The organism is Rhizobium albus (assembly GCA_030160035.1).
Classification (GTDB): domain Bacteria; phylum Pseudomonadota; class Alphaproteobacteria; order Rhizobiales; family Rhizobiaceae; genus Georhizobium; species Georhizobium albus.
Genome location: BSNO01000001.1, coordinates 772216 through 797675 on the forward strand (window position 1 = coordinate 772216; position 25460 = coordinate 797675).

Consider the following 25460-nt stretch of genomic DNA (forward strand, 5'->3'; position numbering starts at 1 on the left):
CGCTTCGATGCCGGCTGACCGGCTCATCGCACATCAAGCGGCCGCGCTGTCCTGTCCTGCGCTGGATGGACCTTTGACATTGGACGGGCCTTTGAAGATGCGGAAAGTGCCGCGGCCAGCAGACTTTGCCGCGTAAAGCGCCGTGTCGGCATTGGCAAAGAGATCGGCTGGGTCGGTCTCTCTTGCTAAGGCAATGCCAACCGAAGCGCCGAGCGTTAGGCTGTGTCCTGCAAGCTCAAAAGGGTTGGCCATGGCAACAGTGATCGCGCGGGCGCATTCAGCGATGTCCTCCAGATTGGCACCCGCACCCATCAGCACTGCAAATTCGTCGCCGCCGATCCGCGCGACGAGATCGGCCGACGCACACGTCGCCAGAAGCCGTGCAGCCGCTTCGCGCAGGCAGGCGTCTCCCACCATATGGCCGTGCCCGTCATTGACCTGCTTGAAGCCATCGAGATCGATGAGGAGCAGTGCGGAAATCGCGTCGGTGGCTCCCTGGTTGACCAGCCTCTCCTGAAATTGCGATCGGTTCGGCAGGCCGGTCATCTCATCGAACGCTGCGAGGTGACGCAGGCGGTCGACAGCGCGTTTTTCGGCTGTGATGTCCTGCTTCATGCCAAAAATGCGAACCGCGACTCCGTTTTCGCATTCGACCTGCGCAGTGATGCGCATGAACTTCTGAACGCCTTTCGCAGTGACGATCTCGGCGTCGAACGAAAAGCCGGTGCGGTCTGCGATCGCCTGGCAGCGTCGTCGCTCCAGCTCTGCCCGCGACTGCGGTGTATAAAGTGCGAGCGTGGCTTCTCGCGTCGGCATCGAGCCTCGCGGCAGATCGAAAATGTCATAGACGACATCCGTCCAGCGCAGCGAATTGTCTGCGAGTTCGCACTCCCAGACGCCGATCTGTGCTGCCTCGGACGAGCGCGCAAAGATTTTGCGAGAGTGGGCGAGTTCTCGCTCTTGTCCGGCGACTACTGCAAGCAGTTCGTCGACGCGCCGGCGCAACACAGCCACATCGTCAAATTGATCTGCCAGAAACTCGTGCACCAGTGCGCATCCTCGATGTTGCGCCGGAAGTCTAGTGCGGGAGAATTAAGGATTGCTCACTTGCCGTCGCAGCGCGAGCAGGCCGACAGGGCGTCGCTCGGTCGCGCGGATCATATCCTCCGGCTCAGAGACCCAGCGCGACACCGTCGCTGCGGGGATCATGTGCGCCTTCAATTCTGTCGGCTTCGATGCGGATGAGACCGGCCTGACCCGAAATCGGACTGTGCGGTTCCAGGAGGCTGATCTCGTGGCCGCGCGTCGCAAGTCCGTTGAGTACATCGGCACCGACGGTCTCTTCGATTTTCAGGCTGTCGCGGCTGTCCGAAAAGGTGCGGCCAAGTAGGAAGCGTGGCGCCGCCAGTGCGGCAGCAGGATCGAAGCCATGGTCGATCACCCGCGACAGAAGCGTGGCAAGCGTTTGCGGCTGACCGTCGGCGCCCTGCGTCCCATAGAGGAGGTGCGGCCTGCCGTCCTTCAAGGCCATGCCTGGGTTGAGCGTATAGAAGGGACGGGCGCCCGGACGAAGGCGGTTGGGCGAAGCCGGATCGCGCGAGAATGCCGCTCCCCGGTTTTGCCACAGAATGCCCGTGTCGCCGGCCACGACACCGCTGCCCCAATCAAAATAGATGCTCTGCAAGACACTGGCGCTGCGGCCTTTCGCGTCGACGGCGGCAAAAAACACCGTATCCCCGGTCTTGAAGGTGTGAGGCCAAGGCAAGGCGACTTTGCGATCGATTTGGGCGACTTTGTCGGCCAGGCGTTCAGGTGCGAGCCATGCATCGACGTCCAGAGGGCTGAAGTCCGGATCGGCGATGTCGGTCCGTGACAGGAACGCCTGTTTAATGGCCTCGACAACGAGATGATAATAGTCGGCGCTGTCGGCCGCAGCCTCGGCGATGCGAACGCGGTCCAGCAATGCCATGATTTCAAGCGTCGTCACGCCCTGCGTCGGAGGCGGCGGAGCCAGCAACTCCAGTCCGCTATAGGCAAGACGCAGCGGCGGTTCGATGCGCGTGCGCGTGGCAGCGAGATCGGAGGCGCTCAGCGGCGAGCCGGCCGCCTCCAAACCTCTGGCGATCTTGGCGGCAAGTTCACCTTCGTAGAAGCTGCGGTATCCGTCGCGCGCGATCATGCGGAGGCTCGCTGCCAGCTGCGGCAGGCTGACCCGGTCGGTTTCGGGCGTCAGGTGCGATATGTCGTAGAGTGCTGAGAAGCCGGCCCAGTTGCCCATCTCGCTGCGGCGGAAATTGAGCCAGAAGGCCTGCGATGCGCTGAGGGGAAACCCCTCCTCGGCCAAGGCTATCGCCGGCTCCAGAAGTGATGCGAAGCTCGGTCCGCCGCCCCAGCGTGTCCGAGCGTAGTCATGGGCAGTGCCCCAGCTGTCGACGACACAGGCGCTCGTGATCGCCGACATGGGACCGCGCAGCGGTATCGGAGCAGGGATGTCGTTGACGTTCGCGGCGGCCTGGCCGATGCCGGACAGAGTGTCAGCCTTGCCGGTCTCATCACTGACGATCCAGATGGCATCGCCGCCAAGTCCGCAGAAATGCGGGTAGACGACGGCGAGCGTGGCGCCGATCGCGATTGCCGCATCGATCGCACTGCCGCCTGCGGCCAGCACATCTCGTCCGGCCTCGCTCGCCAGGTGGTGGGGGCTTGTGACCATTGCCGTCCTGGATGTCGCGAGCCGGCCTTTGGTGTCGTGCATGGTCAATGTCCTTCAGCAGCAGCCGGCATGATCGCGGAACCAGCCTTCGAGCGCCGTCTCGATCTGCGGCCAGGCGGCATCGAGTTCGGCGAAGCGGTCGGCCTGCTGGCGATACCGTGCGCGCAGTTCGTCTTCGGCTGCGGGAAGATCGACGCCCAGGACTCTACCGTTCTTGACGATGCTGCGGCCGGCCACGACGACCTCCTCGATATGGATCGCGGTTGCCCGAGCGAAGAGGAGGTCGATCGGATCGACTTCCATGATGCGATCGCGGTCGAGGGCCTCGTGGTCGATGACGATGAAGTCGGCGGCCTCGCCGGCCGCGAGCGCCCCTGTTCCCGGCGCACCGGTGGAACGGCGCCCATGCGCAACGCTCTCGAGGAGAAACTCCGCCCGGTTCCAGCTTTCGTCGAAACCGAGGCCGCCATGCAGGGCGTTGGCGATGCGGGTTTCGCGCATCATGTCGTCGTCTTCGTCAAAGGCCAGGCCGTCCATGCCGATCGCGATCCGGCAGCCTCGTTGCCGCGCTTCGGCAATGGGCCCGATGCCCGAGCGCAGATGCATGTTCGACGAGGAGTTCGTGACGATGGATGCGCCTGCTTCGGCGATCATGTCCAATTCGTCCGGCCTTGCATGAATGCAGTGGGCGAGCGTGAGGCGCGGCGACAGGAGCCCGATGTCCTTCAGATAGGTCACGATGCCCTGGGGAAAGGTCCGGTCTGCCCAGTGCCGCTGATAGGGCGTCTCAAGCAGGTGCATGTGGACGCGCCGGCCGGTTTGCGCCGAACGCTCCGCGACACGGACGAGAAGTTCATGCGAGCACCATTGAACGGCGGCCGGGCCATACTGCACATCGACCATGGGTTCGGCGATCGCATCCGCGATCTCGTCCGTCATGTCGATCAGAGTGTCGGCGGTGAGCGGAGGCCGGCAGTAGGTCTCTTTCACGATTTTCGCCGCCTCGGGCGATAGACCTTCAAGCAGGCTCGTTTCATCGCCATAGACGATCGGATTCTGATCGCGGATCGCAGGCGCATAGGCGATCCGCACGCCGATATCGCGAGCGGCGCGGGCAACCTCCCGCGCCTCGTCGACCGGCGACAGCTTGCCGCTCGGACGGGTGTAGTGAACCATGACGGATCCGCAGCCCGAGCGTGCCGCGCGTGCGAGCGGTGCCAGAGCCGCAAGATAGGCGTCTGGCGGTGTCGCGAGCATCGAGCGAGGCAGCCATGTTTCGAGCGGCATGAAGGCGGCGCCGAAAGACGACAGCGTAAGCGGCCGCGCGTGATCATGCGCATTGACAAAAGCGGGGATGATCAGTTTTCGCGGCGCATCCGGTTGGAGAGGCGCTGTTGAAGCCTGCGTGATGAGCTCGTCTTCCCACGACAGGGCGAGCGGGACCGAGAGGTTGGCTCCGGGACCCGTCAGCGCGTGGCGTGCTTGGATTGTGGGCATCGGACTGCGCCCGCCTCTGCTTGAATTGACTGCGGCGCCGGCAAAGCCAGCGCCGCCTGATCGTGGAGATCGACGTTAGCCGGCCTCAGTTGGCTTCGTAGACCAGTTCACGCTCTCCGCGCGGCGGCAGGAACTCGCGCGAGAAGACCTGGTCGACGGCCGGGGTCGCGGTAAGCCCATAGCCTTCGACCACGATGTCGATGGCCCGTGCGAGACGCTCGTCGTCGACATCGCCAAGGCCGATTTCGGCCGCCTCTTCCGAGGCCATCAGCCGCTCATAGGCGAAGTTCAGGCGCTGGCGCTCGATCTCGGCGTTGACGAGGTTGTCGTAATTGACGACGGCTTCCATCGCCGTGTCCTGATCGACGCCGATCTCGATCGACGCCTTGTTCACCGCACGGACGAGGCCTGCCACTGCATCTGGGTTTTCGTCGAGCAGCCGCTGCGACACCATCAGGCCGTTGGAATAGAGATCCATGCCGTAGTCGCCGAACTGCCACCAATCATAGTCGGCTTCCGGATCCTGGCGGTTTGCGAGCAGATTGAAGTAGCTGGTGATGTTGAAGACCAGCGCACCGTCGATCTCGTCGCGGATGAGCATCGGTTCCTGGAGGTTCGGCGCCATGTTCGAAATCTCGATGGCTTCCATGTCGAGTTCGTTGGTGCGGGCGAAGACGGGCAGGAGGCGCGTGGTCGGCGTGCCTTGCGCGCCGCCGAGCGTGCGTCCCTGGAAATCCTCGATCGAGGTGATGCCGCTTTCCTTCTTCGTCACGATGGCGAAGGGCGGCTGGTTCCACATCATGTAGACCATGACCGGCGCTTCGTCCGGCCGTTCGGAAGCGTTCTGGATGATGGCGTTGATGTCGCCGAAGCCCGCATCATAGGCGCCGCCCATGATACGCGTGACGGTCGCGCCTGAGCCTTCGCCCTGATCGATGATGACGTTGAGGCCTTCCTCTTCGAAATAGCCCTTATCCTTCGCAACGAAAAACGCAGCGTCGGAGCCCTGGGTCTTCCAGCCGAGCGTGAAGCGGATATTGGTCAAGTCTTGTGCCAGCGCGGACGAGGCAAGCAGCGTCATGGCCAGCGTGGCGGTCAGGAAAGTCTTCATGGCAGTTCCCCTTTGTTTTTGATGTTCGGCTGATGGTTGGTCGTTGGGTTCAGGTGGCGATTTCGTTCTTGCGGGTCGCCCAGCCGATGACCCGGCCCTCGATCGCAGAGAAGATCGCGTAAAGCGTCACGCCCATGCCTGCGAGAATGAACAGGCCGGCAAAGACGAGCGGGACATCGAAGTTGGAGGAGGCCGACATCATCACGTTGCCGATGCCGCGGTTGGACGCGACGGTTTCAGACAACACGGTGCCGACAAAGGCGTAGGTGATGGCCACCTTCAGCGCAGCAAAGAAGAAGGGCATGGTGCGCGGCAGGCCGACATTCCAGAGAATGTCGAACTTGCTGGCGCCGAGCGCCTTCAGCGTGTCCTCCTGTTCGGGCTCGGTCGTGGCGAGGCCGGTCGCGATGTTCACGACGATCGGGAAGAAGCAGATGACGATGGCGGTGAGAATGGCAGGGACCGTGCCCGAGCCGAACCAGAGCACGAAGATCGGCACGACGGCGACCTTCGGGATCGACGAAAAGCCGATCAGCAGCGGATAGGCCGTGTCGTAGGCCGTACGCGATACCCCGATCACCGATCCGATGATGACGCCGACGGAAACGCCGCAGGCAAAGCCCACCATCGTCGTCATCAACGTCTGGACGATATGCGGCCACAGCACGTTGATGCGGGTGAAGAGCGTGGTGAAGACCTGCGACGGACGCGGCAGCACGAGATCCGACACGCCGAGCAGGATGCACAAAGCTTCCCAGGTGACGAAGAACGCGACGATGAGCGCGCCAGCCGCAATGCGGCGTTTGAACTGCTCGTTCATGGGCGCACCTCGCTGGTGGCGGTGTTTCCGCTTCGCGCTTCGACGATCAGTCCGCGCAGTCGCTGGTTGAGCTCGACGAAGCCCGGTTCGAACGTCATCTCGACCGTGCGCGGACGAGGGAAGTTGACGGCGCTGTCGTCAAGGATGCGACCCGGTCGGGCGCTCATGACGCAGATGCGCTCTGCGAGATAGCCGGCTTCCTTGAGGTCATGGGTGACGAGCAGCACCGTGGGTTTCAGCTTCAGCCACAGGTCCTGCAGCGTGCTCCACAGCTCCTCGCGGGTGAACTGGTCGAGCGCGCCGAAGGGTTCGTCGAGCAGCAGAAGGCGGGGTTCATGGACAAGCGCGCGGCAAAGATTGGCGCGTTGGAGCATGCCGCCCGACAATTGCCAGGGATAATGGTTGGCGAACCCCTTGAGCCCGACTTCTTCAAGCAGGGCATGGACGCGATCCCTGAACTCCGTTTTCTTCTTGGCGCGGAATTCGTGCCGGAATGGCCGCACGATCTTGAGCGGCATCATCACGTTCTTCTCGATCGTGAGCCAGGGCAGCAATGTGGGGTTCTGGAAGGCCATTCCGATCCGCAGTGCCTTGGCTTCGACTTCCCTGCCGCCGACAAAGACCGCTCCGGTCGTCGGCTTGATCAGTCCGGCGGCAAGCTTGAGGATCGTGGATTTGCCGCAGCCGGAAGGGCCGACGAGGGCGAGAAACTCGCCATCGCCGATCTTAAGCGACGTCTCGGAAAGCGCCGGAACCTGATTGTCGCCCCGTCCGAACGTCACGGTTGCCTGGGAAAGCTCCACGGCCGGCGTTCGGATATGCCGCTGCGCTGCTGCGATCTGCGAGCCAACCGGAGAAGGGGTCAATTTGTGCATACTGTTCATAACTAAGAGTGTATGCAATCACGATGCCAGTTTCTCGTGGACCGGAGAAGGGCAGTGTTTTCAATGGTCCACGAGAAATCGGCGGAGCAACGACGCGGCGAGCAATCGATCGATGGCCGTTGCTGCACACGAATTGAGCAAAGCGTTGGCTGTAAATTGAGCGGCGAACTGCATGCGCACAGTGCTCTCCTTGATTGATAAAGACATGCGCTGCCGTTAATCACTCTGTCGCTGGGATGGAGAACTTCTGTGGTTCGAGAAGATAAGGCGCCGGGTTCCCTCGGCTCGCGCGATGGTCTGGGTGACAAGGCGGGCATGATCTGTCGTGCAATCCGCCGCGCCATTGTGGAGCAGGCGCTTCGGCCGGGCGATCGGTTGCCGGAAGATGCGCTCGGCGAGCGCTTCGGGGTGAGCCGTACGATTGCACGCCACGCCCTCGGGCAGCTCGGCGCAGAAGGTCTGGTCGACCTGCGGCGCAACCGCATCGCGGTGGTCGCCACGCCCTCGATGGAAGAGGCGCGCGACACGTTCGACATCCGCATCGAACTGGAAGGCTTGGTGGTGAAGGCGCTTGCAGGCCGGCTCGAGAAGAAGCAGATCGCTCGGCTGCGAGAGCATGTGGAGGCGGAGCAGGCGGCGCGCCAGGGCAGTGAGGCAACCTCGATCAGGCTTGCGACCGAGTTTCATGTGCTGCTTGCCGAAATGACCGGAAAGCCGATCCTCACGCGCTACGTCAACGAGGTCTCATACAGATGCGGCCTTACGCTCTCCACTTTCGGCCGGCCGCACTCGTCGGAATGTGCCGTCAACGAGCACAGCGTGTTGATCGATGCGCTTGCTGAGGGTGATGTTCAGGAAGCCATGCGGCTGATGCGTGAGCATCTCGAGCAGGTGGCCGATCGCGCGCTGCTGGTCGCGCCGGACGCGCGCAATCGCGAGCTCATGGATATTCTTGCACCTTATGCGGAAGAGGTCGCTTCGCGATCGAAGCGTCCGCGCAAGGCTTGAGTCCTGCCTGCAGCCTCAGCTGCGGGAAACCGAAGGATCGAGGATCCATTCGGCGCTGTCGTTCCAGACATCCATCTTCACGATCTTGCCGTTGCGAACGACGAACCGGTCGACGTAGCGGTTGTCCTTGAAGGGCGTCCCGTCTGGCCATTCGCCGTACAATGTTCCGATGCTGTAGACGACGGTCTCACCATTGCCCGGCGCGACGTCGAACCGATCCATTCTCTTCTTCACCCATTTGTAGCGGGCGGCGTTGAACGCCGTGGGGCCGCGCGGATGGTCGAAATCGCGCCCACCGGTGAAGGTCACGACGAATTCCGGCGCGACGAAAGCGGCGGCGCCTTCCGGATCCGGGATCATCGATGTCTCCAGATAGCGGCGCACGATCTCGGCATCGTCATGAATGCGATAGTCAGGGGCATTGGCCAGGGATTGGACGGACATGATCGCTCCTTCGTTCGCTCGTGCGGTGTGTCAAGTAATCGGCTTGATTGAATACACTTTGACATGCATATTGCATGCTGTTCTTTCGCGCAAGTGAGCGGTCTTCAATGCTTGATCTGGTTCTCCGCAACGGGCGGATACGCGGCCGCGCCGAGCCCGTGGACATTGGCATCCGTGGAGCGCTGATCGCGGCAATCGAGCCAGGGATTTCGTCATCCGCACCGCATGAAGATCTAGGCGGCAGGCTGATCCTGCCGGGCTTCTGCGACACACACGTGCATCTGGACAAGGCGTGCCTCCTGAACCGCTGCGGCGATGACCATGGCGGCCTGGCCGATGCCATCGCTGCCGTTTCCCGCCTCAAAACCGATTTCACCTGCGAGGATGTCTACGCCCGCGGCGCACAATGCCTCGACCGCGCAATCACTCAAGGAACAACCCACATGCGCACGCATGTGGAACTGGACCCGGCGGTCGGGCTGCGCAGTTTCGAGGCGATCTTAAGCCTGAAGCAGGATTATGCTTGGGCCATTGATCTCAGCATCTGCGTGTTTCCGCAGGAGGGGCTGTTCAATCGCCCGGGCACGGAAGCGCTTCTCGTCTCAGCGCTCGAGCAGGGCGCCGACGTCCTCGGTGGCTGCCCCTATACCGACACGCGTCCCGATGATCATGTCGTACGCATCTTCGATCTGGCCCAACGCTTCGATGTCGATCTCGATTTCCACCTCGATTTCGATCTCGACCCCAGTTGGATGCATCTCGACGCCGTCATGCGCGAAACGGAGCGGCGCGGCTGGGGAGGGCGGGTTGCCGTGGGGCACGCGACGAAGCTTTCCGCGCTCTCCACGGACGCCCTGGCGCAGATCGCAGTACGCCTGGAGCAGTCTGGCGTTGCCGTCACCACCTTGCCGGCGACGGACCTCTATCTCATGGGCCGCGCACATGACGGAAATGTGCCGCGCGGCGTGACGCCGGTCCACCGCCTGCAGGCGCAGGGCGTCACCTGTTCGATCGCCACCAACAATGTGCTCAACCCGTTCACGCCATTCGGCGATCTCTCGCTGCTGCGCATGGCGAACCTCTACGCCAATGTCTGCCACGCCGGTCCTTCGGACTTTGGCTCTGTGCTCGACCTCGTGACGGAAAGTCCTGCACGCTTGATGCGGCTTCCGAATTACGGGATCGCCAAGGGGGCCGCTGCGGACCTGATCGTTCTCGATGCTCAAGACGAGGTCGAGGCCATCGCGGCACTTCCAGATCCGCTCAAAGGCTACAAGCGCGGCCAGCCGACATTCGTGCGCGAAACGGCGCGACTGCTCGCTCCGTCGCACCTCAAGCAGGCAGCGCTGCGGAGAGGCAGTTCCAGCTTCGGATAAGGCCGTCCAGAGGCTCGGCAGATTCTCACTCGCACTTCCGTTCGCGTCACCAGCCGTTCAAATTGGCCTGCGAGCAGCTAGAAGTCTCAGGGATCTGTCTGCGGCCAGCTGGCCATCACGCGATCCACGATTCCCAGCAGCTTGGTCCTGGAGGCTCCGTCCTTCGCCAGTGTCGACATGCCCTGTATGACAGCGAAGACGTGGCCCGCCAGTATCTCCGCATCGGATCCTGATGGCAGGATGCCCTCACGGATATCCCGCTCGATCCGGGCGCGCAGGGCCGCCTCGATGCTTCGGCGGATAGCGGCGAGCGACTCGCGCACGGCATCGGCTTCCGTCGAACTGCTGACGAGGGAACTGGCGAGAAGACAGCCGGGCGGCGCATCGTCCCGCGTGTCACCGAGTGCTGCGGCGACGAGCAGGTCCCGGGCTGCATCATGGGCTGTGGGCGCCTCGGCAATTTTTTGCTCGATGGCATCGAGGCCGCCCAGATAGCGCTGAACCGCCTCCAGGAAGAGGCGTCGCTTGTCCCCGAAAGCAGCATAGAGGCTTGGCGGCGTGATGCCCATGACACGTGTCAGGTCGGCGATCGAAGTGGCCTCATATCCATGGCGCCAGAAGAGGTGCATGGCGCTGTCAAGCGCCGCGTCCCTGTCGAAGGACAGCGGGCGACCAGCGCGTTTTGTCGTGGATGCGGCCGTTGATTTCATAAGGTTCACTATAGAATGCTTGACCGACTATCTCAAGGCGGCTAGAGAGGTTTTGTAGCGATCACTAGGAAACCATCGTATGTCTCTGGATTCATATCGTCCGCTGGGTCGGTCAGGCCTTCTCGTAAGCCCGCTTTCACTGGGGACCATGACCTTTGGCATCGATCGGTGGGGCATGGAGCGTGCCGACGCGGAAGCTGTTTTCGATGCCTATGTCGAGGCGGGTGGAAACCTCATCGACACCGCCGACGTCTATGCCGGAGGCCGCAGCGAGGAAATGGTCGGCGAAATCATCGCGGATCGCGGGCTGCGCGACAGCCTCGTCGTTGCGACGAAATCCGGCTTTGCTACCGGTCGTGGGCCACATGTCGGCGGCAATGGCTCCAAACACGTTCATGCCGCGCTTGAGGGATCGCTGCGCCGGCTTGAGACCGACTATGTCGACCTCTATTGGGTCCATATCTGGGATACGCTGACGCCGGCGGAGGAACTTCTGGAGACGATGACGAACCTCGTGCGGGCAGGCAAGATCCGTTACTGGGGACTGTCCAACGCGCCTGCTTGGTATGCCGCGAGAGTGGCGACGCTTGCGTCCGTCCACGCCATGCCTGGCCCCATCGCGCTGCAGTATTTCTATTCTCTCGTCAGCCGTGAGGTGGAGGCCGAGCATCTGCCGCTTGCTCGGGCGATGGGCCTCGGCATGGTTCCCTGGAGCCCGCTTGCCTACGGCCTGCTCACGGGCAAGTATGATCGCGCTGCGGTCGAAGCGGGCGCGCCCCGTGCCGGAGGGCTGCCGAGCGATGCCGGGACCGGTGCTTCGCGTCCGGAAGGCGACAAGCGGCTGGATGGGAGCAATCCCTTCGGCGATACGCTGTTCACCGATCGCAACTGGGCCATCGTCGAAGCGCTTCGCGGTGTTGCCGATACGATCGGCGAGACGCCTGCGCGCGTGGCGCTGGCCTGGGTTCTGTCGAGACGCGGGGTCGATACGGCCCTGATGGGGGTGAGCCGCGTGTCTCAGGTTCACGACAACGTTGCTGCCACCGAGCTTCGGCTGCCGGCAGACCAGATCGCCATCCTCGACGAGGTCAGCAGCCCACAAACCGCGATGCTCTATGGGCTCTTCTCACCGCAGGCGCGCCAAAACTTCGTCTTCGGCGGAGCCTCCGTCGTTGATCGGGAATAACACGACAGGTTCCCAGCACGTTTGATGGAGGCGCAGCTCAAGGCTTGCCCGCTGCCTGCTTCAGTCAGTCTGGCCATCTCACGGCCAGATGAGGAAGACGTAGCCAGCATAGAGTGCGAGCAGCACGCCCCCCTCCCATCTGCTGACGCGTCTGCTGGTGAGGGCGAAGGCGAGGAGCAGGAAAGACACGGCGATCATCACCAGATTATCGAAGGTGGCGATTTCACGCGGTACCGCACCCGGGGCGATGAGAGCGGTAAAACCGCCGATGCCGAGAATATTGTAGATGTTGGAGCCGACGATGTTGCCGAACGCGACATCGCCCTGTTTTTTCAGGCCGGCGACCACCGAGGTCACCAGTTCGGGCATCGAAGTTCCCACTGCCACGATCGTCAATCCGATGACGGTTTCGGAAATGCCAAAGCCCCGTGCAAGCGCAACGGCGCCCGATACGAGAAACGTGCCTCCGATGATCACGAGCGCCAACCCTGCGATGGCGGTGGCGAGGGAAAAGCCGAGAGACCGGGCCGGGCGCACTTCAGTCGGAGTCAGGGCAGAACCTGCCTCCTGCCGCGCAGCACCTTTATCGAATGCCGCTCCATGATCGGATGGGCCCGTGCTTTCCTGGCGAAACGCGATGTAGATATAGGCGCAAAGCGCAAGGATGAAGACCAGGCCCGCCAGTCTGCTCATCGGCATGAAGGCGGCAATACCCGCGAATACAAGCGTGGCTGCGACCATCGTCACGCCATCGCGCCGCAATGCGCGCGATTGCACCGCAATTGGCATCACGAGTGCTGCAACGCCCATGATCAGCAAGGTGTTGGCGATGTTCGATCCGACGATATTGCCGTACGCAATGCCGCTGGAGCCGGCAAGCCCGGCCTGAACCGAGGTGACGAGTTCGGGCATCGAAGTTCCGAAGCCTACGAGCGTCAGCCCGATGACGAGAGGCGAGACACCAAGGCGCGTGGCCACGTTCACGGCACCGCGAACGAGGAGTTCGCCGCCAACCAACAGCAGAACAAGGCCTCCGAGCAGTGGGAGCCAGACCTCGAACATGAATAGAACTCCTGATTAGAGCGCGGCCCGCGAGCGCGGTGCGACTGATTTGATGCCTGCGGTTCAGCATGAGCCGACATCGACCACGCTTCCGGTTCGATGTAGCCGTGTTGTCGAAGTAAGCAAGAGCCAAGCACCGGCGCGGTCGACGCTGACAGTACGTTTCCCCGCGCCATCAGCCAAAACCGTGCTCAGTCTGCGTTCGATAGCAGCGTGTTGAAGGTCTTGTTTGTGCGCGCGGAAATGACGTCGTGCCGAGAAGGAAAGGCCTGGCATATGGCGGTGCCTAATCCAGAAATCGATATCCCACGCCCGGCTCATTGAGGATGAACCTCGGTGCTGCAGGGTCGTCGCCGAGCTTGGCGCGGAGGCGGCCGATGAAGACGCGCAGATATTGGAGATCGTGCTCGTGGGCGGGGCCCCAGATGTCAGCAAGCAATTGGCGATGGGTGATGATGCGGCCGGCGTTGCGGGCAAGCAGCGCCAGAAGGTCGAACTCCTTTCGCGTTAGCTTGACCGGCTCGCCAGCGAGAGCAACTTCATGTCGGGCGAGGTCGATGCGCAGGTCGCGTCGCAGAATTTCTGTCTCGGGTGTCGCGCCGCCCGGCGCCGATCGCAGCAGTGCCCTCACGCGGGCCAGCATCTCCGCAATGCCGAAAGGCTTGACGACGTAGTCGTTGGCGCCGGCGTCGAGGGCTGCGACCTTCTCATCCTCGGACTGGCGCACCGACAGGATCAGGATCGGCACGTTCGACCACTCACGGATGCGCGCGATCACAGCCTTGCCGTCCATGTCCGGCAGACCGAGATCGAGCACGACGAGATCAGGCTGCGCCGTCGCTGCCTTGGCGATCCCGCTTTTGCCCGAAGCCTCTTCGTCCAGCGTGAAGCCCTGCGCCTCCAGAGCCACGCGCAGGAACTTCCGAATGCCCGGATCGTCCTCGATCAGAAGGATGCGGCCAGTGTTCATTCCGGCTCCGCCGACTGTCTGATGGCGGGAAGGGTCATCACGATGCGCGTTCCGCGGCCATCTTTCTGCGCGGCCTCGGCACGGATAGAGCCGCCATGCGCATCGATAATCCCCTTGGCGATCGCAAGGCCAAGACCTGTGCCACCGGGTTGGCCATCACCCGCGCGGACGCGAAAGAACATGTCGAAGACCTGATTGCGATCGCTCTCGGCAAGGCCAGGGCCCTCGTCCGCGATCGAGAGAGTTACGCCGTTGCCATTCGCTTCGGCAGATAGCGTCACCTGCGAACCGGGCGGCGCATACTTTGCAGCATTATCCAGGATGTTCGCCACCACTTGCTCCAGAAGAACGGCATCGCCCGAAATCTCCGGCAATGTCTTGGGCAGGTTGCGCACGATTCGATGTCCGGCGAGATCGCGTTCCAGCCGCCGCAAGGCAAGGCCCACCACCTCGCGCAGATCGATCGGCTGCTGGGCCACCTTCAGCGCACCATAGCCGAGCCGGGTCATGTCGAGAAGGTTTTGAACATAGCGGTTCAATCGTTCGCCCTCGTCGCGGATAGTTTCGGCCATCATCCGTCGTCCCGACGTGCCGAGCACTTCGTCCGCATCGACGAGAGAGGTCGCGGCGCCGATGATCGATACCAATGGGGTCCTCAGATCATGGCTGACGGAGGATAGCAGGGCAGCGCGCAGGCTTTCGGTTTCGGAGAGCAGACGCGTCTGCTCCATGTCGGAGGCAAGTTTGGTGCGTTCAACGGCAAGACCGACCTGGTCCACGAGTGAATCCAGCAGCCGCCGCTCATCGGCGGTGATGTACTGGCGCGCACCAAACTGGACACCGAGCAGGCCATGAGTCCGGCCCGCGCTTTTCATCGGCAAGAAGAGCCAGCTGGCGGATGGCAGGGTTTCCGACGACCAGCCAGCAGGCTCGCGCTTTTCCCACGCCCAGTCGGCGGCGGCGCGGTCGCGGGTCTCGAGTTGGTCTTCCGGCGGCATGCCGCCGATGATCGAAAGCCTGCCTGTGTCGTCCGGCATGAGGATCATTGATGAGCATTGCATCGTGGAGGCAACGTGGGTCACGGCTGCCCAGACCACGTCATCCAGAGAGGCGACGCTTGCGACCTTGCGCGAAAAGTCGAACAGGTTCGCTGTCCTTTTTGCGATAGCGCGCTGGGTCTGTGCCTGGTCGCGAAGCCGTGCCGCGAGATTTCCGGTGACGATCGCGACTGCCAGAAAGAGGAACAGCGTCAGCACCAGATCCTGATTGGCAATCTCGAAGGTGAAGAATGGTTCGGTCAGGAAGAAATTATAGCTGAGGAAGGCAAGTCCGCTGGCAAAGATCGATGGCCACAGGCCGAAGCGGGCGGCAACACCCAGGACCGCAACCAGAAAGAAGAGCGATAGGCTCTCGACCGGGAAAATGCGATTGACGATAATCGCCGTGGCGGTCGCGACCATGACGGCGGCTGCCGACCACAGATAGGCTTTGGGGTTGCGCTCGGGAACGAGGACTGCCCCGCGGATCGCTGCTTTTCTCGCTTCGCCGGGATCGGCCGATACGATGGTCACCTCGAAATCGTCAGCCTTGCGGATGATCTCCTCGGCCACCGTTTCGCGCGTGAAGCGGGCGGTGAAAAAGCGCGGCCGGGGGCGTCCAAGCACGATGCGCGAGACGTTGCGGCTGCGGGCGAAGGCGAGGATCTCGTCGGCGACATGGCTTTCGGCATAAATCGTGGCGATTTCGGCGCCGAGCGTTTCGGCCAGCCGCAGGGTTTCGGCGATCGCATCCTTGGCGGCATCCGGCAGATGCTCGGATGCGGGCGTCGTCACGCTTGCCGCAATCCAGTCCGTCCGCGACCGTTCCGCCATGCGCTTGGCGGCCCTGACCAGCGCCTTGGAGACCGGAGCTTCATTCACGCAAACGAGCACCCGATCCTGCGCCGGCCAAGGACCGGAAATCGCATGGCTCTTCATGTGGGCGGTCATCTGCGCGTCCACCCGGTCGGCAGCAACACGCATCGCCAACTCGCGCAACGCGGTCAGATTGCCCTTGGAGAAGAAATTCTGGATCGCGCGAGCAATCTGGTCCTGCACATAGACCTTGCCTTCCCGAAGGCGCTCGATGAGCTCGTCCGGCGGCAGGTCGATGAGTTCAATGTCGTCGGCGAGTTCCAGCACCTTGTCGGGCACGGTCTCGCGCACCTTCACCCGAGCGATACGGGCAACAACATCGTTCAGGCTTTCCAGGTGCTGGATGTTCAGCGTTGAATAGACATCGATCCCCTTCGCGAGAAGTTCTTCCACGTCTTGCCAGCGCTTGGCGTGGCGGCTGCCCGGCACGTTGGTGTGGGCCAGTTCGTCGACAAGGACCAGCTTCGGTTGCCGAGCGATGATGCCGTCAAGATCCATTTCGGCGAGCAGACGCCCGCCATAGTGGATGCGCGCGCGCGGCACGATTTCGAGACCGGCGACGAGGCGCTCGGTCTCCGCCCGGCCATGCGTCTCGACGACGCCGACGACCAGATCAAGGCCGTCCGCCCTGCGACGCTGGGCCGCCTCCAGCATGGCATAGGTCTTGCCGACACCGGGCGCCGCGCCGAGAAAGATTTTCAGCCGCCCGCGCCCTTCCTTTGCGGCTTCCGCAAGGAGGGCGTCGGGTTCCGGGCGGCGTACCTGTTCCATGATCAGTCTGTGACCGGAAAGCGCTCATCGAGAGCGAGATTGAGCAGGAGGACATTAACGCGGGGTTCGCCCAGCAGGCCGAGCGTCCGGCCCTCGAGATACTCATTGACCAAAGCGCGCAGGGTCGCTGGGTCTGCCCCTCTTGCGGCGGCAACGCGCTCGATCTGCACGTATGCGCCCGCCGGCGAGATGTGCGGGTCGAGACCGCTGCCTGACGCGGTCACGAGGTCGATCGGGACCGCAGCGCCACCATTTTCAGCGCTCAACCTCTGTGCATCGGCCGTCACGCGGTCGATCAACGCTGCTGATGTCGGACCGAGATTGCTGCCCCCGGTGGAGGCAGCGTCGTAGCCGTCGGCGCCGGCGGTTGAGGGGCGGCCATGAAAATAGGTCTCGCCGGTGAAAGCCTGGCCAATAAGAGACGAGCCGATGATCTGGTCGTCACGCTCAACCAGGCTACCACTGGCCTGCGCCGGGAAGAGCCCCTGCGCTGCTCCCGTCATGGCCAATGGATAGGCCATTCCGGTGATGAGCGTGAACAGTGCGAGCAGTGTCAAAGCGGGTCTCAGTTCGGAAATCATGGGTTCACCTCACACGATGCCGGCAGCGTTGACAATCAGGTCAATCACCTTGATGCCGAGGAACGGAACGATCAGGCCGCCAAGGCCATAGATCAGCAGGTTGCGGCGCAGCAGTACGGCTGCCGTCGCCGGCTGGTATTTTACGCCGCGCAATGCGAGCGGAATGAGCGCGATGATGATCAGTGCGTTGAAGATGACGGCCGACAGGATCGCGCTGGCAGGACTGCCGAGCCCCATCACGTTCAGCGCATCGAGCGCCGGATAGGCCGTCACGAAAAGCGCCGGGAGGATGGCGAAGTATTTCGCCACATCGTTGGCGATGGAGAAGGTGGTCAGCGAGCCGCGGCTGATCAGCAACTGCTTGCCGACGAGCACGATCTCAATGAGCTTCGTCGGGTCAGAATCGAGGTCGATCAAATTGCCCGCCTCTTTTGCGGCGGGTGTGCCGGTGTTCATCGCCACGCCGACATCGGCCTGGGCCAGCGCGGGTGCGTCGTTCGAGCCGTCGCCACACATGGCGACGAGTTTGCCCTCGGCCTGCTCCTTGCGGATGAGTTCCAGTTTGCGCTCGGGCGTCGCCTCGGCGAGGAAATCGTCGACGCCTGCCTCCGCGGCAATGGCAGCGGCCGTCAGCGGATTGTCACCCGTCACCATCACCGTGCGCACGCCCATCCGACGGAGTTCGGCAAACCGTTCGCGAATGCCCGGTTTGACGATATCCTTCAGGTGGATGACGCCGAGTACTTGCTTGTCGCGTGCAACGAGAAGGGGAGTGCCGCCTGACTTGGCGATGCTTTCAACAAGTGCACGGAGCTGTGGCGAGGGATCGATGCCGCACCATCTCAAAACGGCATCGGAAGCGCCCTTCCGCAACTGAGAGCCGTCCTTGAGATCCGCGCCCGAAATGCGGGTGTTGGCCGAGAAGGGAATGGCTTCGGCGACCTGTTCGGTGCCGTCCAGCGCCCGCCCTAGCTGCTTTCTGGCAAAATCAACGATCGAGCGGCCTTCTGGCGTTTCATCGGACAGGGACGCGAGCAGCGCGGCTTCCGTCATGTCCTTTGCGGCGACGCCAGGCAAGGGCTCGAAACCATCCGCCTGCCGAGCGCCGAACGTGATGGTTCCCGTCTTGTCCAGAAGCAGCACATCCACGTCGCCGGCTGCCTCCACCGCACGGCCGGATTTGGCGATGACGTTTGCCTTCACCAACCGATCCATGCCGGCAATGCCGATGGCGGACAGGAGGCCGCCAATCGTCGTCGGGATGAGTGTGACGAGAAGCGCGATCAGAAAGACCACCGGCACGAACGCGCCCGAATAGATCACAAAGGGTTGCAGTGTCACCACGACGATCAGGAAGATGATCGTCATGCCCGCCAGCAGGATGTTGAGTGCGATCTCGTTTGGGGTCTTCTGACGTTCCGCGCCTTCGACCATGGCGATCATGCGATCGAGAAAGCTCTCGCCGGGCTTGGAAGTGATCCGGACCTTGATCCAGTCCGACACCACGCGCGTGCCGCCGGTCACTGCGGAGCGATCGCCGCCGGCTTCACGAATGACCGGTGCGGACTCGCCCGTGATCGCGCTCTCGTCGACCGAGGCGATGCCTTCGACGATCTCGCCATCGGCGGGAACGATATCATTGACCGATACCAGCACCAGATCACCTGGCTTGAGCGAACGGCTGGACACCATTTCCGGTTCGGGCGCATCTATGGAGGCGAGCTTCCGCGCCGGTGTCTCGGACTGGGTTGCACGCAGCGAATCGGCCCGGGCCTTGCCTCGGCCTTCCGCCATGGCCTCGGCGACATTGGCGAAATAGACCGTGAACCAGAGCCAGGCGGCGATCTGCCCGCTGACGGCAACGTTTTCGCCGCCGACAATCAGATCGCGCAGGAACAGCAGGGTGGAGAGTGCCGCCACCACCAGGGTGACGAACATGACGGGATTTCGCGCCATGGCACGAGGGTTCAGCTTCCAGAACGCCACTTTCAGGGCGGGACCGGTCACACGCCAGTCGAGTAGGGAAATTTCGGGTTTCTTGCGCATGGGAGTGCCTCAGAAGGTTTCGCCGGAAAGCATCGAGACGTGCTCGGCGATCGGCCCCAGCGCGAGCGCCGGGAAGAAGGTCAGCCCGCCGAGGATCAGGATCACGGCGACGAGTAGTGTGATGAAGAGCGGGCCATGTGTCGGAAACGTGCCGCTCGATGCGGGCGCCGACTTCTTGGCAGCCAACGACCCTGCAACCGCCAGCATCGGCACGATGTAGACGAACCGTCCGAGCAGCATGGCGATGCCCTGCATCGTGTTGTGGTAAGGCACGTTGGCGCCGAAGCCTGCGAAGGCCGAGCCATTGTTGCCCGTCGCCGACGAGTAGGCATAGATGATCTCAGACAGACCGTGCGGTCCCGCCTCTTGCAGCGAAGACAGCGAGATCGGAAGTACGGCCGCGAGCGCGCCGAGCCCGAGCACGCCAAGCGGCATCACCAGGAAGGCGATGACCGAAAGCTTCACCTCGCGCGCCTCGATCTTCTTGCCGAGATATTCCGGCGTGCGGCCGACCATCAGCCCTGCGAGAAAGACGGTCAGCACGACGAAAGACAGCATGCCGTAGAAACCAGAGCCGACCCCGCCGAAGACAACCTCGCCGACCTGCATCAGAAGCATCGGAGCGAGTGCGCCGAGCGGCATGAACGAGTCGTGCATGGAATTTACCGATCCGTTGGATGCAGCTGTCGTCGCTGTTGCCCAAAGCGCGGAGTTGCCGACGCCGAAACGGACCTCCTTGCCTTCCATGTTGCCGGCCGATTGTTCGACCGGAAGCTCTGCGAATGCCGGGTTGCCGCCAATTTCCGAGGAGTAGGTCAGCACAAGTGCGCCGAGGAACAGGATGCCCATGGTGGCGAATATCGCTGCGCCCTGGCGCATGTCGCGCACCATCTTCCCGAACATGAAGCAGAAAGCGGCCGGGATGAGCAGGATGGCGACCATCTCGATGAAGTTCGAGAGCGGCGTCGGGTTTTCGTACGGCACGGACGAATTTGCGTTCCAGAAACCGCCGCCATTCGTGCCGAGCTGCTTGATCGCGATCTGCGATGCGGCGGGACCCTGGCTGATCGTCTGCTGCGCGCCTTCGACGGTCGTCGCGGACACATAGGCCATCAGGTTCTGCGGCACGCCTTGCCAGACGAGGAACAAGGTCAGCACGATCGATAGCGGAAGCAGCACGTAAAGAACCGAGCGGGTCAGATCGACCCAGAAATTGCCAAGCGTCTTCTGTTCGCGGGCAAAGAAGCCGCGGATGATCGCGGCACAAACGGCCATGCCGACACCGGCCGAGACGAAGTTCTGCACCGTCAGCCCGGCCATCTGGCTGAAATACGACATGGTCGTCTCGCCGCCATAGGCTTGCCAGTTGGTGTTGGTCGTGAACGAGACCGCCGTGTTGAAGGCGAGGTCGGGCGAAAGGGGCCCTAGCGCCTGCGGATTGAACGGCAGCAGATGCTGCAGCCGCAGGATCGCGTAGAGCAGAGCCCAGGAACCGAGGCTGAAGGCGAGCACGCTGAGCGCATAGCGCGTCCAGTGCTGGCCTTGGTCGGGTCGCACACCAGCGAGCGTGAACAGCGTCCGTTCGACAGGGGCGAGGACAGGCGACAGCCATGTCGTCCCGCCTTCATAGACGCGGGCGAGATAAAAGCCGAGCGGCCAGGCAAGCGCGGTGACGATCACCGCGTAGAGGATGAACTGCAGAATATCGGGTGCCATGAGAGAATGTCCTTGCGCGCGGTCAGAACCGTTCCGGACGGGCGAGCGCATAGCCGAGATAGACAAGGAGAAGCGCAGCGACCGCGCCGCCAATGATGAGGTCGAGTGCCATGGCAGGACCTCAGAGCCGTTCGAGCAGGCGCACAGCGGTAGCAGCCGCGACAAAAAAGCCGGCAGCCAAAGCGATATAAAGAACGTCGAGCATGGGAGGCTCCATGGTTTCAGGAGCGTCCTATTTATGGCTCGGCGGCATCAACGCGCGATGTGTGATCGCCGGCACCGGCATAAACGATGCATAAACGCGGGATACCTTGCGAGCCCACCTAAATGGTTTGAAGAACTACTAAAGCCCGAGGTCGCTCAATTCCGCATGGTCAGTGGGCCGTTTACCCATGGGCCAGTGAAATTTTCGATCTTCCCAAGTGATTGCGAGATCGTTGATCGACGCGATGCGGCGCTGCATCAAGCCTTCGGGCGAGAACTCCCAGTTCTCGTTGCCGTAGGAGCGGAACCAGTTTCCGCTGTCGTCATGCCATTCATAGGCGAAGCGCACGGAGATGCGATTGTCATGATGCGCCCAGACCTCCTTGATGAGGCGATAGTCGAGCTCGCGCGCCCATTTGCGCTCAAGAAAAGCTTGGACGGCATCACGGCCTTGCAGAAACTCGGCGCGGTTTCGCCAGATCGTGTCGGGCGTATAGGCCAAAACGACCTTGCCTGGGTCGCGGGTATTCCAGGCATCTTCCGCCATGCGCGCTTTCTGGGCGGCAGTCTCTGCTGTAAAAGGAGGCAAGGGCGGTCGCGACATCGTTCAGATCTCCAAGCGGCATCGATGCTGTGCGGGCAGGGGCTTTTGACGCTTCCCGCCCGCGCCGTGGTTCAGATCACCAAGCGTTGTAGGCCAGGTATTTGCCCCGCATCTTGAGCTCGACCCGATCACCCTTCGGGCTTGGAATCCGGTCGATCTCCATGTCGAAATCGATGGCACTCATGATGCCGTTCCCGAACTTCTCGTTGATCAATTCCTTGATCGTGTCGCCATAGACGGCAACAATCTCGTAAAGGCGGTAGACGCAAGGATCGGTCGGGACGGCTTGCGAAAAGATCTTCGTCGGGAATTCGGCAAGGACCAGCGCCGCTTCCTGCGGAAGGCCGAGGTTGCGTACCAGCAGATCGGCCTTGTCGCGCGGGAAAGCATTCATGCCGAGGCAGGCGGAGGTGGTGAACACTTCCGACATGCCGATATCCGCCGCGATCTTCTCCCAGGTGAGACCTGCGGTGCGCTTCTTTTCGATGATCATTTCCGTAACGTCGATTTTCTTCATCATGGTCAGCGTTTCCTCGTGTTGGTTATGGCGTTGAAACATCCAGCTCAGCCGGCGAGCGAGACGAGATGGGGACGGACCCGTTCGGCGTCCGGGGTCGGTTTTTCGTCGTCCGCGCCGGGGCGCACGGTCAGCGGCTGGCGCCGTCCACCGCTCTGCTCACGCGGGCTTGCCGCGATTTCGCCGGAGCGCCGGGACAGGAAATCGACGAGGTGGTTGCGGATCTTGTAGTAGGCCGGGTGGTGGATCATCTCGGCACGCTTGCGCGGCCGTGGAATATCGATGACGACGCTTTCGGCAACTTCGGCAAAGGGCCCGTTGCTCATCAGCAAAATGCGGTCGGCGAGAAGGATTGCCTCGTCCACGTCATGGGTGATCATGAAGACGGTCTGGCCGCTGTCCTGCCAGATCTTCAGAAGCTCGTCCTGAATGGTGCCGCGCGTCAGCGCATCGAGCGCCCCAAACGGCTCATCGAGCAGCAAGAGCTTCGGCTGTGTCGCAAAGGCGCGGGCGATGGAAACACGCTGGCGCATACCGCCCGAAAGCTGCGACGGCTTGCGATGCTCGGCACCGTTGGTCAGGCCGACCATGCGCAGATATGCGTAGCTGTGCTCCTCGACCTTCTCCTTGGACCAGGTGGGAAAGCGCGCCTTGACGCCGAACATCACGTTCTTCAGCGCCGTCAGCCAGGGCAGCAGCGAATAATTCTGGAAGACGACGCCGCGATCGAGGCTCGGGCCCGATACCTCCTTTCCATCCATTGTCACCACGCCTTCGGTGGGCTCGTCGAGCCCGGCGAGAACGTTCATGATGGTGGACTTGCCGCAACCGGAATGGCCGATGATGCAGACGAACTCGCCCTTTTGAATATCGAAGTTGACGTTTTCGAACACCGTGAGCTGCTCGCCCTTGCTGCCCGGAAACCGCTTGGCCAGCCCGTCGATCTCGAGGAATGGTTGTGTCATGACGCTCTCCTATTCGGTGTAGGTGACGGCGCGCTGCAGGCGGCCGAATGCGGCATCGAGCGCCATGCCGACGACGCCGATCATCAGGATCGAAAAAATCACGCTGGTGAGATCGAGATTGTTCCACTCGTTCCAGACGTAGTAGCCAATGCCCGTGCCACCGACGAGCATTTCGGCGGCTACGATCACAAGCCAGGCGATGCCGATCGAGATGCGCATGCCGGTCACGATGGTCGGTGCGGCAGCCGGCAAGATCACCTGAAAAGCCGTCTTCACCGGCCCGAGTTCGTGAGTACGGGCGACATTCACCCAGTCCTTGCGGACCGAAGCGACGCCAAAGGCCGTGTTGAGCAGCATCGGCCAGATCGAACAGATGAAGATCACGAAGATCGACGATGCCTCGCTGTCCTGGATGATGAAGAGCGCAAGCGGCATCCAGGCGAGCGGCGAGATCGGCCGCAGCACCTGAATGAAGGGATCGAGAGCCCGGAACATCAGTGGCGACATGCCGATGAGGAAGCCAACCGGCAACGCGATCAGCGCCGCAAGCGCATAACCGGAAAGCACCCGCATCAGTGAATAGGCGATCTGGATGCCGATGCCCTTGTCGTTGGCACCGGTGTTGTGGAACGGATCGGAAAGCTCCTCCCACGCCTTCTGCATCACGGCAGAAGGCGCAGGCACGCCGGCATTCTGGCTGCCGCCGCCCATCAGCCGCTCATATTCGGTCATCTCGCCGGCGCCGGGCAGGATTTGCGTGTTCGTCGACAATTCCCAGGCGCCGAGCGCGACTACCAGGATGACGATCGTGAGTGCGAGTGCCCTGAAGTCGTAGGAGCGCGTCATCTCACGTCCTCCGGATCGCGAAGCTCTCGACATAGGCTTCGGGCTCGGCCGGATCGAAGGTCTTGCCCATGATCATATGCGACTTGTAGGTTTCGTTCGGCACTTCGAGCCCCAGATCGGCCATGACCTTCCCGCAATCGGCAGCGAGATAGACTTGCTCGGCCACCGCGGCGTAGTCGATATCGCCCTCGATGTAGCCCCAGCGCTTCATCTGGGTCAGGATCCAGACGCCCATGGAGTGCCAGGGGAACGGGTCGAAGTCGATCCGGTTCGGTTCGTCGCGCACATTGCCGAGACCGTCGGCGAAGCGGCCGGTCAGCACCTGCTCGATGACCGGCACCGGCTGATTGAGATAGTTGGTCGGCGCGATGGCCGCGGCGATCTCGGATCGGTTGGCGCTGTCGCTGGCATATTGGGTGGCGTCGACGATCGCCTTCAGGAGGTTGCCGTAGGTGTTCGGGTAGGTTTCGGCAAATGCCTGCGAGCAGGCGAAGGCGCAGCAGGGATGGCCTTCCCAGATGTCCTTGGTGAGAATGTGGATGAAGCCGATCTCTTCCCAGACTGCGCGCTGGTTGAACGGATCTGGCGACAGGAAGCCGTCGATGTTGCCGGCGCGCAGGTTCGCGACCATTTCCGGCGGCGGCACGACGCGGATATGAATGTCGCGATCCGGATCGAGACCTGCCTCGGCCACGTAGTAGCGCAGCAGGAAGTTGTGCATCGAATATTCGAACGGCACCCCGAAAGTGAGGCCGCGCCAGGTCGACACGTCCTCGTGCTTGTCGCGGTGGTCGTTGTGCAGGACGATCGCCTGGCCGTTGATGTTCTCCACGGCAGGCATCAGGAACGGCGTTGCCGTGGAGCCGGCGCCAAGCGTGATCGCGAGCGGCATCGGCGTCAGCATGTGCGAGGCGTCGTATTCTCCGTTCAGCGACTTGTCGCGGGCGACGGCCCAGCCGGCGGTCTTCACGACTTCGACGTTCAGGCCGTAGCGCTGATAGAAGCCGAGCGGCTCCGCCATGATGATCGGCGTGGCGCAGGTGATCGGAACGAAGCCGACGGAGAGGTCGGTTTTTTCCGGCGTGCCGATTTCGTCGAGGATCGCAGCCTTCACCTTGTCGATGGGCAGGACCGACGCGAGTGCTGCAGCGAGCGTCGTACCGCCAAGCATCTTCGCGAATGAGCGGCGCGACAGCTCGTTGTGCCCGAACACGGAGCGCACGACCGCACTCTCCACAGCCCGCTCCAGAATGTCTTCAGACGACATCGGCGCACGCTGGTCTCTTGCCGAGATCGCCTGCATGCGATGGCCCGCATCGTCCACGCAATCGCTGCAGGTACAGGCCAGGCCATGGCGAAGATCGGTATCGCCGTCATATGGATTGCCCAAGGACTTGATCGTCATTTGCTGAACCCCTTTTTTTGACGGCGCAACCGGTTGCCACAGCTGCGCCAGCCTCCACGTCCAGGGTGAAGCAATGGCCGTGCCATGTGCTCGCCGCTGACCAAAAGCCCG

The 25460-nt window shown here is 62.4% G+C and carries 23 protein-coding genes; 3 read left to right on the forward strand and 20 right to left on the reverse strand.

Annotated features, from left to right (window positions below):
• Window positions 1-33: 33 nt before the first annotated feature.
• From QQL76_RS03675 to QQL76_RS03700, 6 genes are all read right to left on the reverse strand, one after another.
• Window positions 34-1047 carry a diguanylate cyclase domain-containing protein gene (locus QQL76_RS03675; RefSeq protein ID WP_499206432.1) on the reverse strand — a complete coding sequence of 338 codons (1014 nt, stop codon included), beginning with the start codon at window positions 1045-1047 and terminating at the stop codon, window positions 34-36.
• Between the two features lie 124 nt (window positions 1048-1171).
• A complete protein-coding gene (locus tag QQL76_RS03680; RefSeq protein ID WP_499207104.1) occupies window positions 1172-2713 on the reverse strand; it encodes a gamma-glutamyltransferase family protein in 1542 nt (513 codons plus the stop codon).
• Between the two features lie 54 nt (window positions 2714-2767).
• The gene (locus QQL76_RS03685) at window positions 2768-4210 is read right to left on the reverse strand and encodes an amidohydrolase family protein (protein ID WP_499206433.1); all 1443 of its coding nucleotides are present in this window, start codon (window positions 4208-4210) and stop codon (window positions 2768-2770) included.
• An 85-nt stretch (window positions 4211-4295) separates the two neighbouring features.
• Window positions 4296-5321, reverse strand: coding sequence for an ABC transporter substrate-binding protein (locus QQL76_RS03690; RefSeq protein WP_499206434.1), 1026 nt, complete (start codon window positions 5319-5321; stop codon window positions 4296-4298).
• 49 nt (window positions 5322-5370) lie between these two features.
• Window positions 5371-6141, reverse strand: coding sequence for an ABC transporter permease (locus QQL76_RS03695; protein ID WP_126009046.1), 771 nt, complete (start codon window positions 6139-6141; stop codon window positions 5371-5373).
• Complete coding sequence (locus QQL76_RS03700; protein WP_499206435.1) at window positions 6138-7016, reverse strand: ABC transporter ATP-binding protein; 879 nt, start codon at window positions 7014-7016, stop codon at window positions 6138-6140. Before QQL76_RS03700 ends, QQL76_RS03695 begins: the two co-directional genes overlap by 4 nt.
• Before the next feature lie 324 nt (window positions 7017-7340).
• Here QQL76_RS03700 and QQL76_RS03705 point away from each other — a divergent pair, with 324 nt between their 5' ends.
• Window positions 7341-8033 carry a GntR family transcriptional regulator gene (locus QQL76_RS03705; protein WP_499207105.1) on the forward strand — a complete coding sequence of 231 codons (693 nt, stop codon included), beginning with the start codon at window positions 7341-7343 and terminating at the stop codon, window positions 8031-8033.
• 15 nt (window positions 8034-8048) lie between these two features.
• Here QQL76_RS03705 and QQL76_RS03710 read toward each other — a convergent pair whose 3' ends face one another.
• Complete coding sequence (locus QQL76_RS03710; protein ID WP_499206436.1) at window positions 8049-8477, reverse strand: nuclear transport factor 2 family protein; 429 nt, start codon at window positions 8475-8477, stop codon at window positions 8049-8051.
• 107 nt (window positions 8478-8584) lie between these two features.
• On the opposite strand from QQL76_RS03710, the gene QQL76_RS03715 reads away from it, so the two are divergent.
• Complete coding sequence (locus tag QQL76_RS03715; RefSeq protein ID WP_499206437.1) at window positions 8585-9853, forward strand: amidohydrolase family protein; 1269 nt, start codon at window positions 8585-8587, stop codon at window positions 9851-9853.
• Between the two features lie 86 nt (window positions 9854-9939).
• On the opposite strand, the gene QQL76_RS03720 is transcribed toward QQL76_RS03715, so the two are convergent.
• Window positions 9940-10563, reverse strand: coding sequence for a TetR/AcrR family transcriptional regulator (locus QQL76_RS03720; protein WP_499206438.1), 624 nt, complete (start codon window positions 10561-10563; stop codon window positions 9940-9942).
• Window positions 10564-10642: 79 nt separating this feature from the next.
• On the opposite strand from QQL76_RS03720, the gene QQL76_RS03725 reads away from it, so the two are divergent.
• Window positions 10643-11749, forward strand: a complete 1107-nt coding sequence (locus QQL76_RS03725; protein ID WP_499206439.1) for an aldo/keto reductase — start codon at window positions 10643-10645, stop codon at window positions 11747-11749.
• 78 nt (window positions 11750-11827) lie between these two features.
• On the opposite strand, the gene QQL76_RS03730 is transcribed toward QQL76_RS03725, so the two are convergent.
• From QQL76_RS03730 to QQL76_RS03785, 12 genes are all read right to left on the reverse strand, one after another.
• Window positions 11828-12811 (reverse strand): sodium:calcium antiporter, encoded by a 984-nt coding sequence (locus QQL76_RS03730; RefSeq protein WP_499206440.1) that lies wholly within the window; start codon window positions 12809-12811, stop codon window positions 11828-11830.
• Between the two features lie 286 nt (window positions 12812-13097).
• The gene (locus QQL76_RS03735; RefSeq protein WP_499206441.1) at window positions 13098-13781 is read right to left on the reverse strand and encodes a response regulator transcription factor KdpE; all 684 of its coding nucleotides are present in this window, start codon (window positions 13779-13781) and stop codon (window positions 13098-13100) included.
• Window positions 13778-16465 carry a KdpD family sensor histidine kinase gene (locus QQL76_RS03740; RefSeq protein WP_499206442.1) on the reverse strand — a complete coding sequence of 896 codons (2688 nt, stop codon included), beginning with the start codon at window positions 16463-16465 and terminating at the stop codon, window positions 13778-13780. The genes QQL76_RS03735 and QQL76_RS03740 overlap by 4 nt, the downstream gene beginning before the upstream one ends.
• 2 nt (window positions 16466-16467) lie before the next feature.
• Complete coding sequence (gene kdpC / locus QQL76_RS03745) at window positions 16468-17046, reverse strand: potassium-transporting ATPase subunit C (RefSeq protein ID WP_499206443.1); 579 nt, start codon at window positions 17044-17046, stop codon at window positions 16468-16470.
• A 9-nt stretch (window positions 17047-17055) separates the two neighbouring features.
• A complete protein-coding gene (gene kdpB / locus QQL76_RS03750; RefSeq protein ID WP_499206444.1) occupies window positions 17056-19092 on the reverse strand; it encodes a potassium-transporting ATPase subunit KdpB in 2037 nt (678 codons plus the stop codon).
• A 9-nt stretch (window positions 19093-19101) separates the two neighbouring features.
• Window positions 19102-20808, reverse strand: a complete 1707-nt coding sequence (gene kdpA / locus QQL76_RS03755; protein ID WP_499206445.1) for a potassium-transporting ATPase subunit KdpA — start codon at window positions 20806-20808, stop codon at window positions 19102-19104.
• Window positions 20809-20830: 22 nt separating this feature from the next.
• Window positions 20831-20920, reverse strand: a complete 90-nt coding sequence (kdpF, locus tag QQL76_RS03760) for a K(+)-transporting ATPase subunit F (protein ID WP_499206446.1) — start codon at window positions 20918-20920, stop codon at window positions 20831-20833.
• 231 nt (window positions 20921-21151) lie between these two features.
• Complete coding sequence (locus tag QQL76_RS03765) at window positions 21152-21616, reverse strand: nuclear transport factor 2 family protein (protein WP_499206447.1); 465 nt, start codon at window positions 21614-21616, stop codon at window positions 21152-21154.
• Window positions 21617-21692: 76 nt separating this feature from the next.
• A complete protein-coding gene (gene cynS / locus QQL76_RS03770; protein ID WP_286165545.1) occupies window positions 21693-22136 on the reverse strand; it encodes a cyanase in 444 nt (147 codons plus the stop codon).
• Between the two features lie 44 nt (window positions 22137-22180).
• Entirely contained in the window at window positions 22181-23098 is a 918-nt protein-coding gene (locus QQL76_RS03775) for an ABC transporter ATP-binding protein (protein ID WP_499206448.1), read from the reverse strand.
• Between the two features lie 9 nt (window positions 23099-23107).
• Window positions 23108-23944: an ABC transporter permease gene (gene ntrB / locus QQL76_RS03780; protein ID WP_499206449.1), complete on the reverse strand. Its 837-nt coding sequence runs from the start codon at window positions 23942-23944 to the stop codon at window positions 23108-23110.
• A 1-nt stretch (window position 23945) separates the two neighbouring features.
• Complete coding sequence (locus QQL76_RS03785; RefSeq protein WP_499207106.1) at window positions 23946-25343, reverse strand: CmpA/NrtA family ABC transporter substrate-binding protein; 1398 nt, start codon at window positions 25341-25343, stop codon at window positions 23946-23948.
• Between the last annotated feature and the right edge of the window lie 117 nt (window positions 25344-25460).

What these genes read in the sequence shown, in the direction of transcription:
- QQL76_RS03680 (WP_499207104.1), bottom strand. Translation starts at nt 2,713, where the DNA reads ATGGTCACAAGCCCCCACCACCTGGCGAGCGAGGCCGGACGAGATGTG.
- QQL76_RS03685 (WP_499206433.1), bottom strand. Translation starts at nt 4,210, where the DNA reads ATGCCCACAATCCAAGCACGCCACGCGCTGACGGGTCCCGGAGCCAAC.
- QQL76_RS03690 (WP_499206434.1), bottom strand. Translation starts at nt 5,321, where the DNA reads ATGAAGACTTTCCTGACCGCCACGCTGGCCATGACGCTGCTTGCCTCG.
- QQL76_RS03695 (WP_126009046.1), bottom strand. Translation starts at nt 6,141, where the DNA reads ATGAACGAGCAGTTCAAACGCCGCATTGCGGCTGGCGCGCTCATCGTC.
- QQL76_RS03700 (WP_499206435.1), bottom strand. Translation starts at nt 7,016, where the DNA reads ATGCACAAATTGACCCCTTCTCCGGTTGGCTCGCAGATCGCAGCAGCG.
- QQL76_RS03705 (WP_499207105.1), top strand. Translation starts at nt 7,341, where the DNA reads ATGATCTGTCGTGCAATCCGCCGCGCCATTGTGGAGCAGGCGCTTCGG.
- QQL76_RS03710 (WP_499206436.1), bottom strand. Translation starts at nt 8,477, where the DNA reads ATGTCCGTCCAATCCCTGGCCAATGCCCCTGACTATCGCATTCATGAC.
- QQL76_RS03715 (WP_499206437.1), top strand. Translation starts at nt 8,585, where the DNA reads ATGCTTGATCTGGTTCTCCGCAACGGGCGGATACGCGGCCGCGCCGAG.
- QQL76_RS03720 (WP_499206438.1), bottom strand. Translation starts at nt 10,563, where the DNA reads ATGAAATCAACGGCCGCATCCACGACAAAACGCGCTGGTCGCCCGCTG.
- QQL76_RS03725 (WP_499206439.1), top strand. Translation starts at nt 10,643, where the DNA reads ATGTCTCTGGATTCATATCGTCCGCTGGGTCGGTCAGGCCTTCTCGTA.
- QQL76_RS03730 (WP_499206440.1), bottom strand. Translation starts at nt 12,811, where the DNA reads ATGTTCGAGGTCTGGCTCCCACTGCTCGGAGGCCTTGTTCTGCTGTTG.
- QQL76_RS03735 (WP_499206441.1), bottom strand. Translation starts at nt 13,781, where the DNA reads ATGAACACTGGCCGCATCCTTCTGATCGAGGACGATCCGGGCATTCGG.
- QQL76_RS03740 (WP_499206442.1), bottom strand. Translation starts at nt 16,465, where the DNA reads ATGGAACAGGTACGCCGCCCGGAACCCGACGCCCTCCTTGCGGAAGCC.
- kdpC (WP_499206443.1), bottom strand. Translation starts at nt 17,046, where the DNA reads ATGATTTCCGAACTGAGACCCGCTTTGACACTGCTCGCACTGTTCACG.
- kdpB (WP_499206444.1), bottom strand. Translation starts at nt 19,092, where the DNA reads ATGCGCAAGAAACCCGAAATTTCCCTACTCGACTGGCGTGTGACCGGT.
- kdpA (WP_499206445.1), bottom strand. Translation starts at nt 20,808, where the DNA reads ATGGCACCCGATATTCTGCAGTTCATCCTCTACGCGGTGATCGTCACC.
- kdpF (WP_499206446.1), bottom strand. Translation starts at nt 20,920, where the DNA reads ATGGCACTCGACCTCATCATTGGCGGCGCGGTCGCTGCGCTTCTCCTT.
- QQL76_RS03765 (WP_499206447.1), bottom strand. Translation starts at nt 21,616, where the DNA reads ATGTCGCGACCGCCCTTGCCTCCTTTTACAGCAGAGACTGCCGCCCAG.
- cynS (WP_286165545.1), bottom strand. Translation starts at nt 22,136, where the DNA reads ATGATGAAGAAAATCGACGTTACGGAAATGATCATCGAAAAGAAGCGC.
- QQL76_RS03775 (WP_499206448.1), bottom strand. Translation starts at nt 23,098, where the DNA reads ATGACACAACCATTCCTCGAGATCGACGGGCTGGCCAAGCGGTTTCCG.
- ntrB (WP_499206449.1), bottom strand. Translation starts at nt 23,944, where the DNA reads ATGACGCGCTCCTACGACTTCAGGGCACTCGCACTCACGATCGTCATC.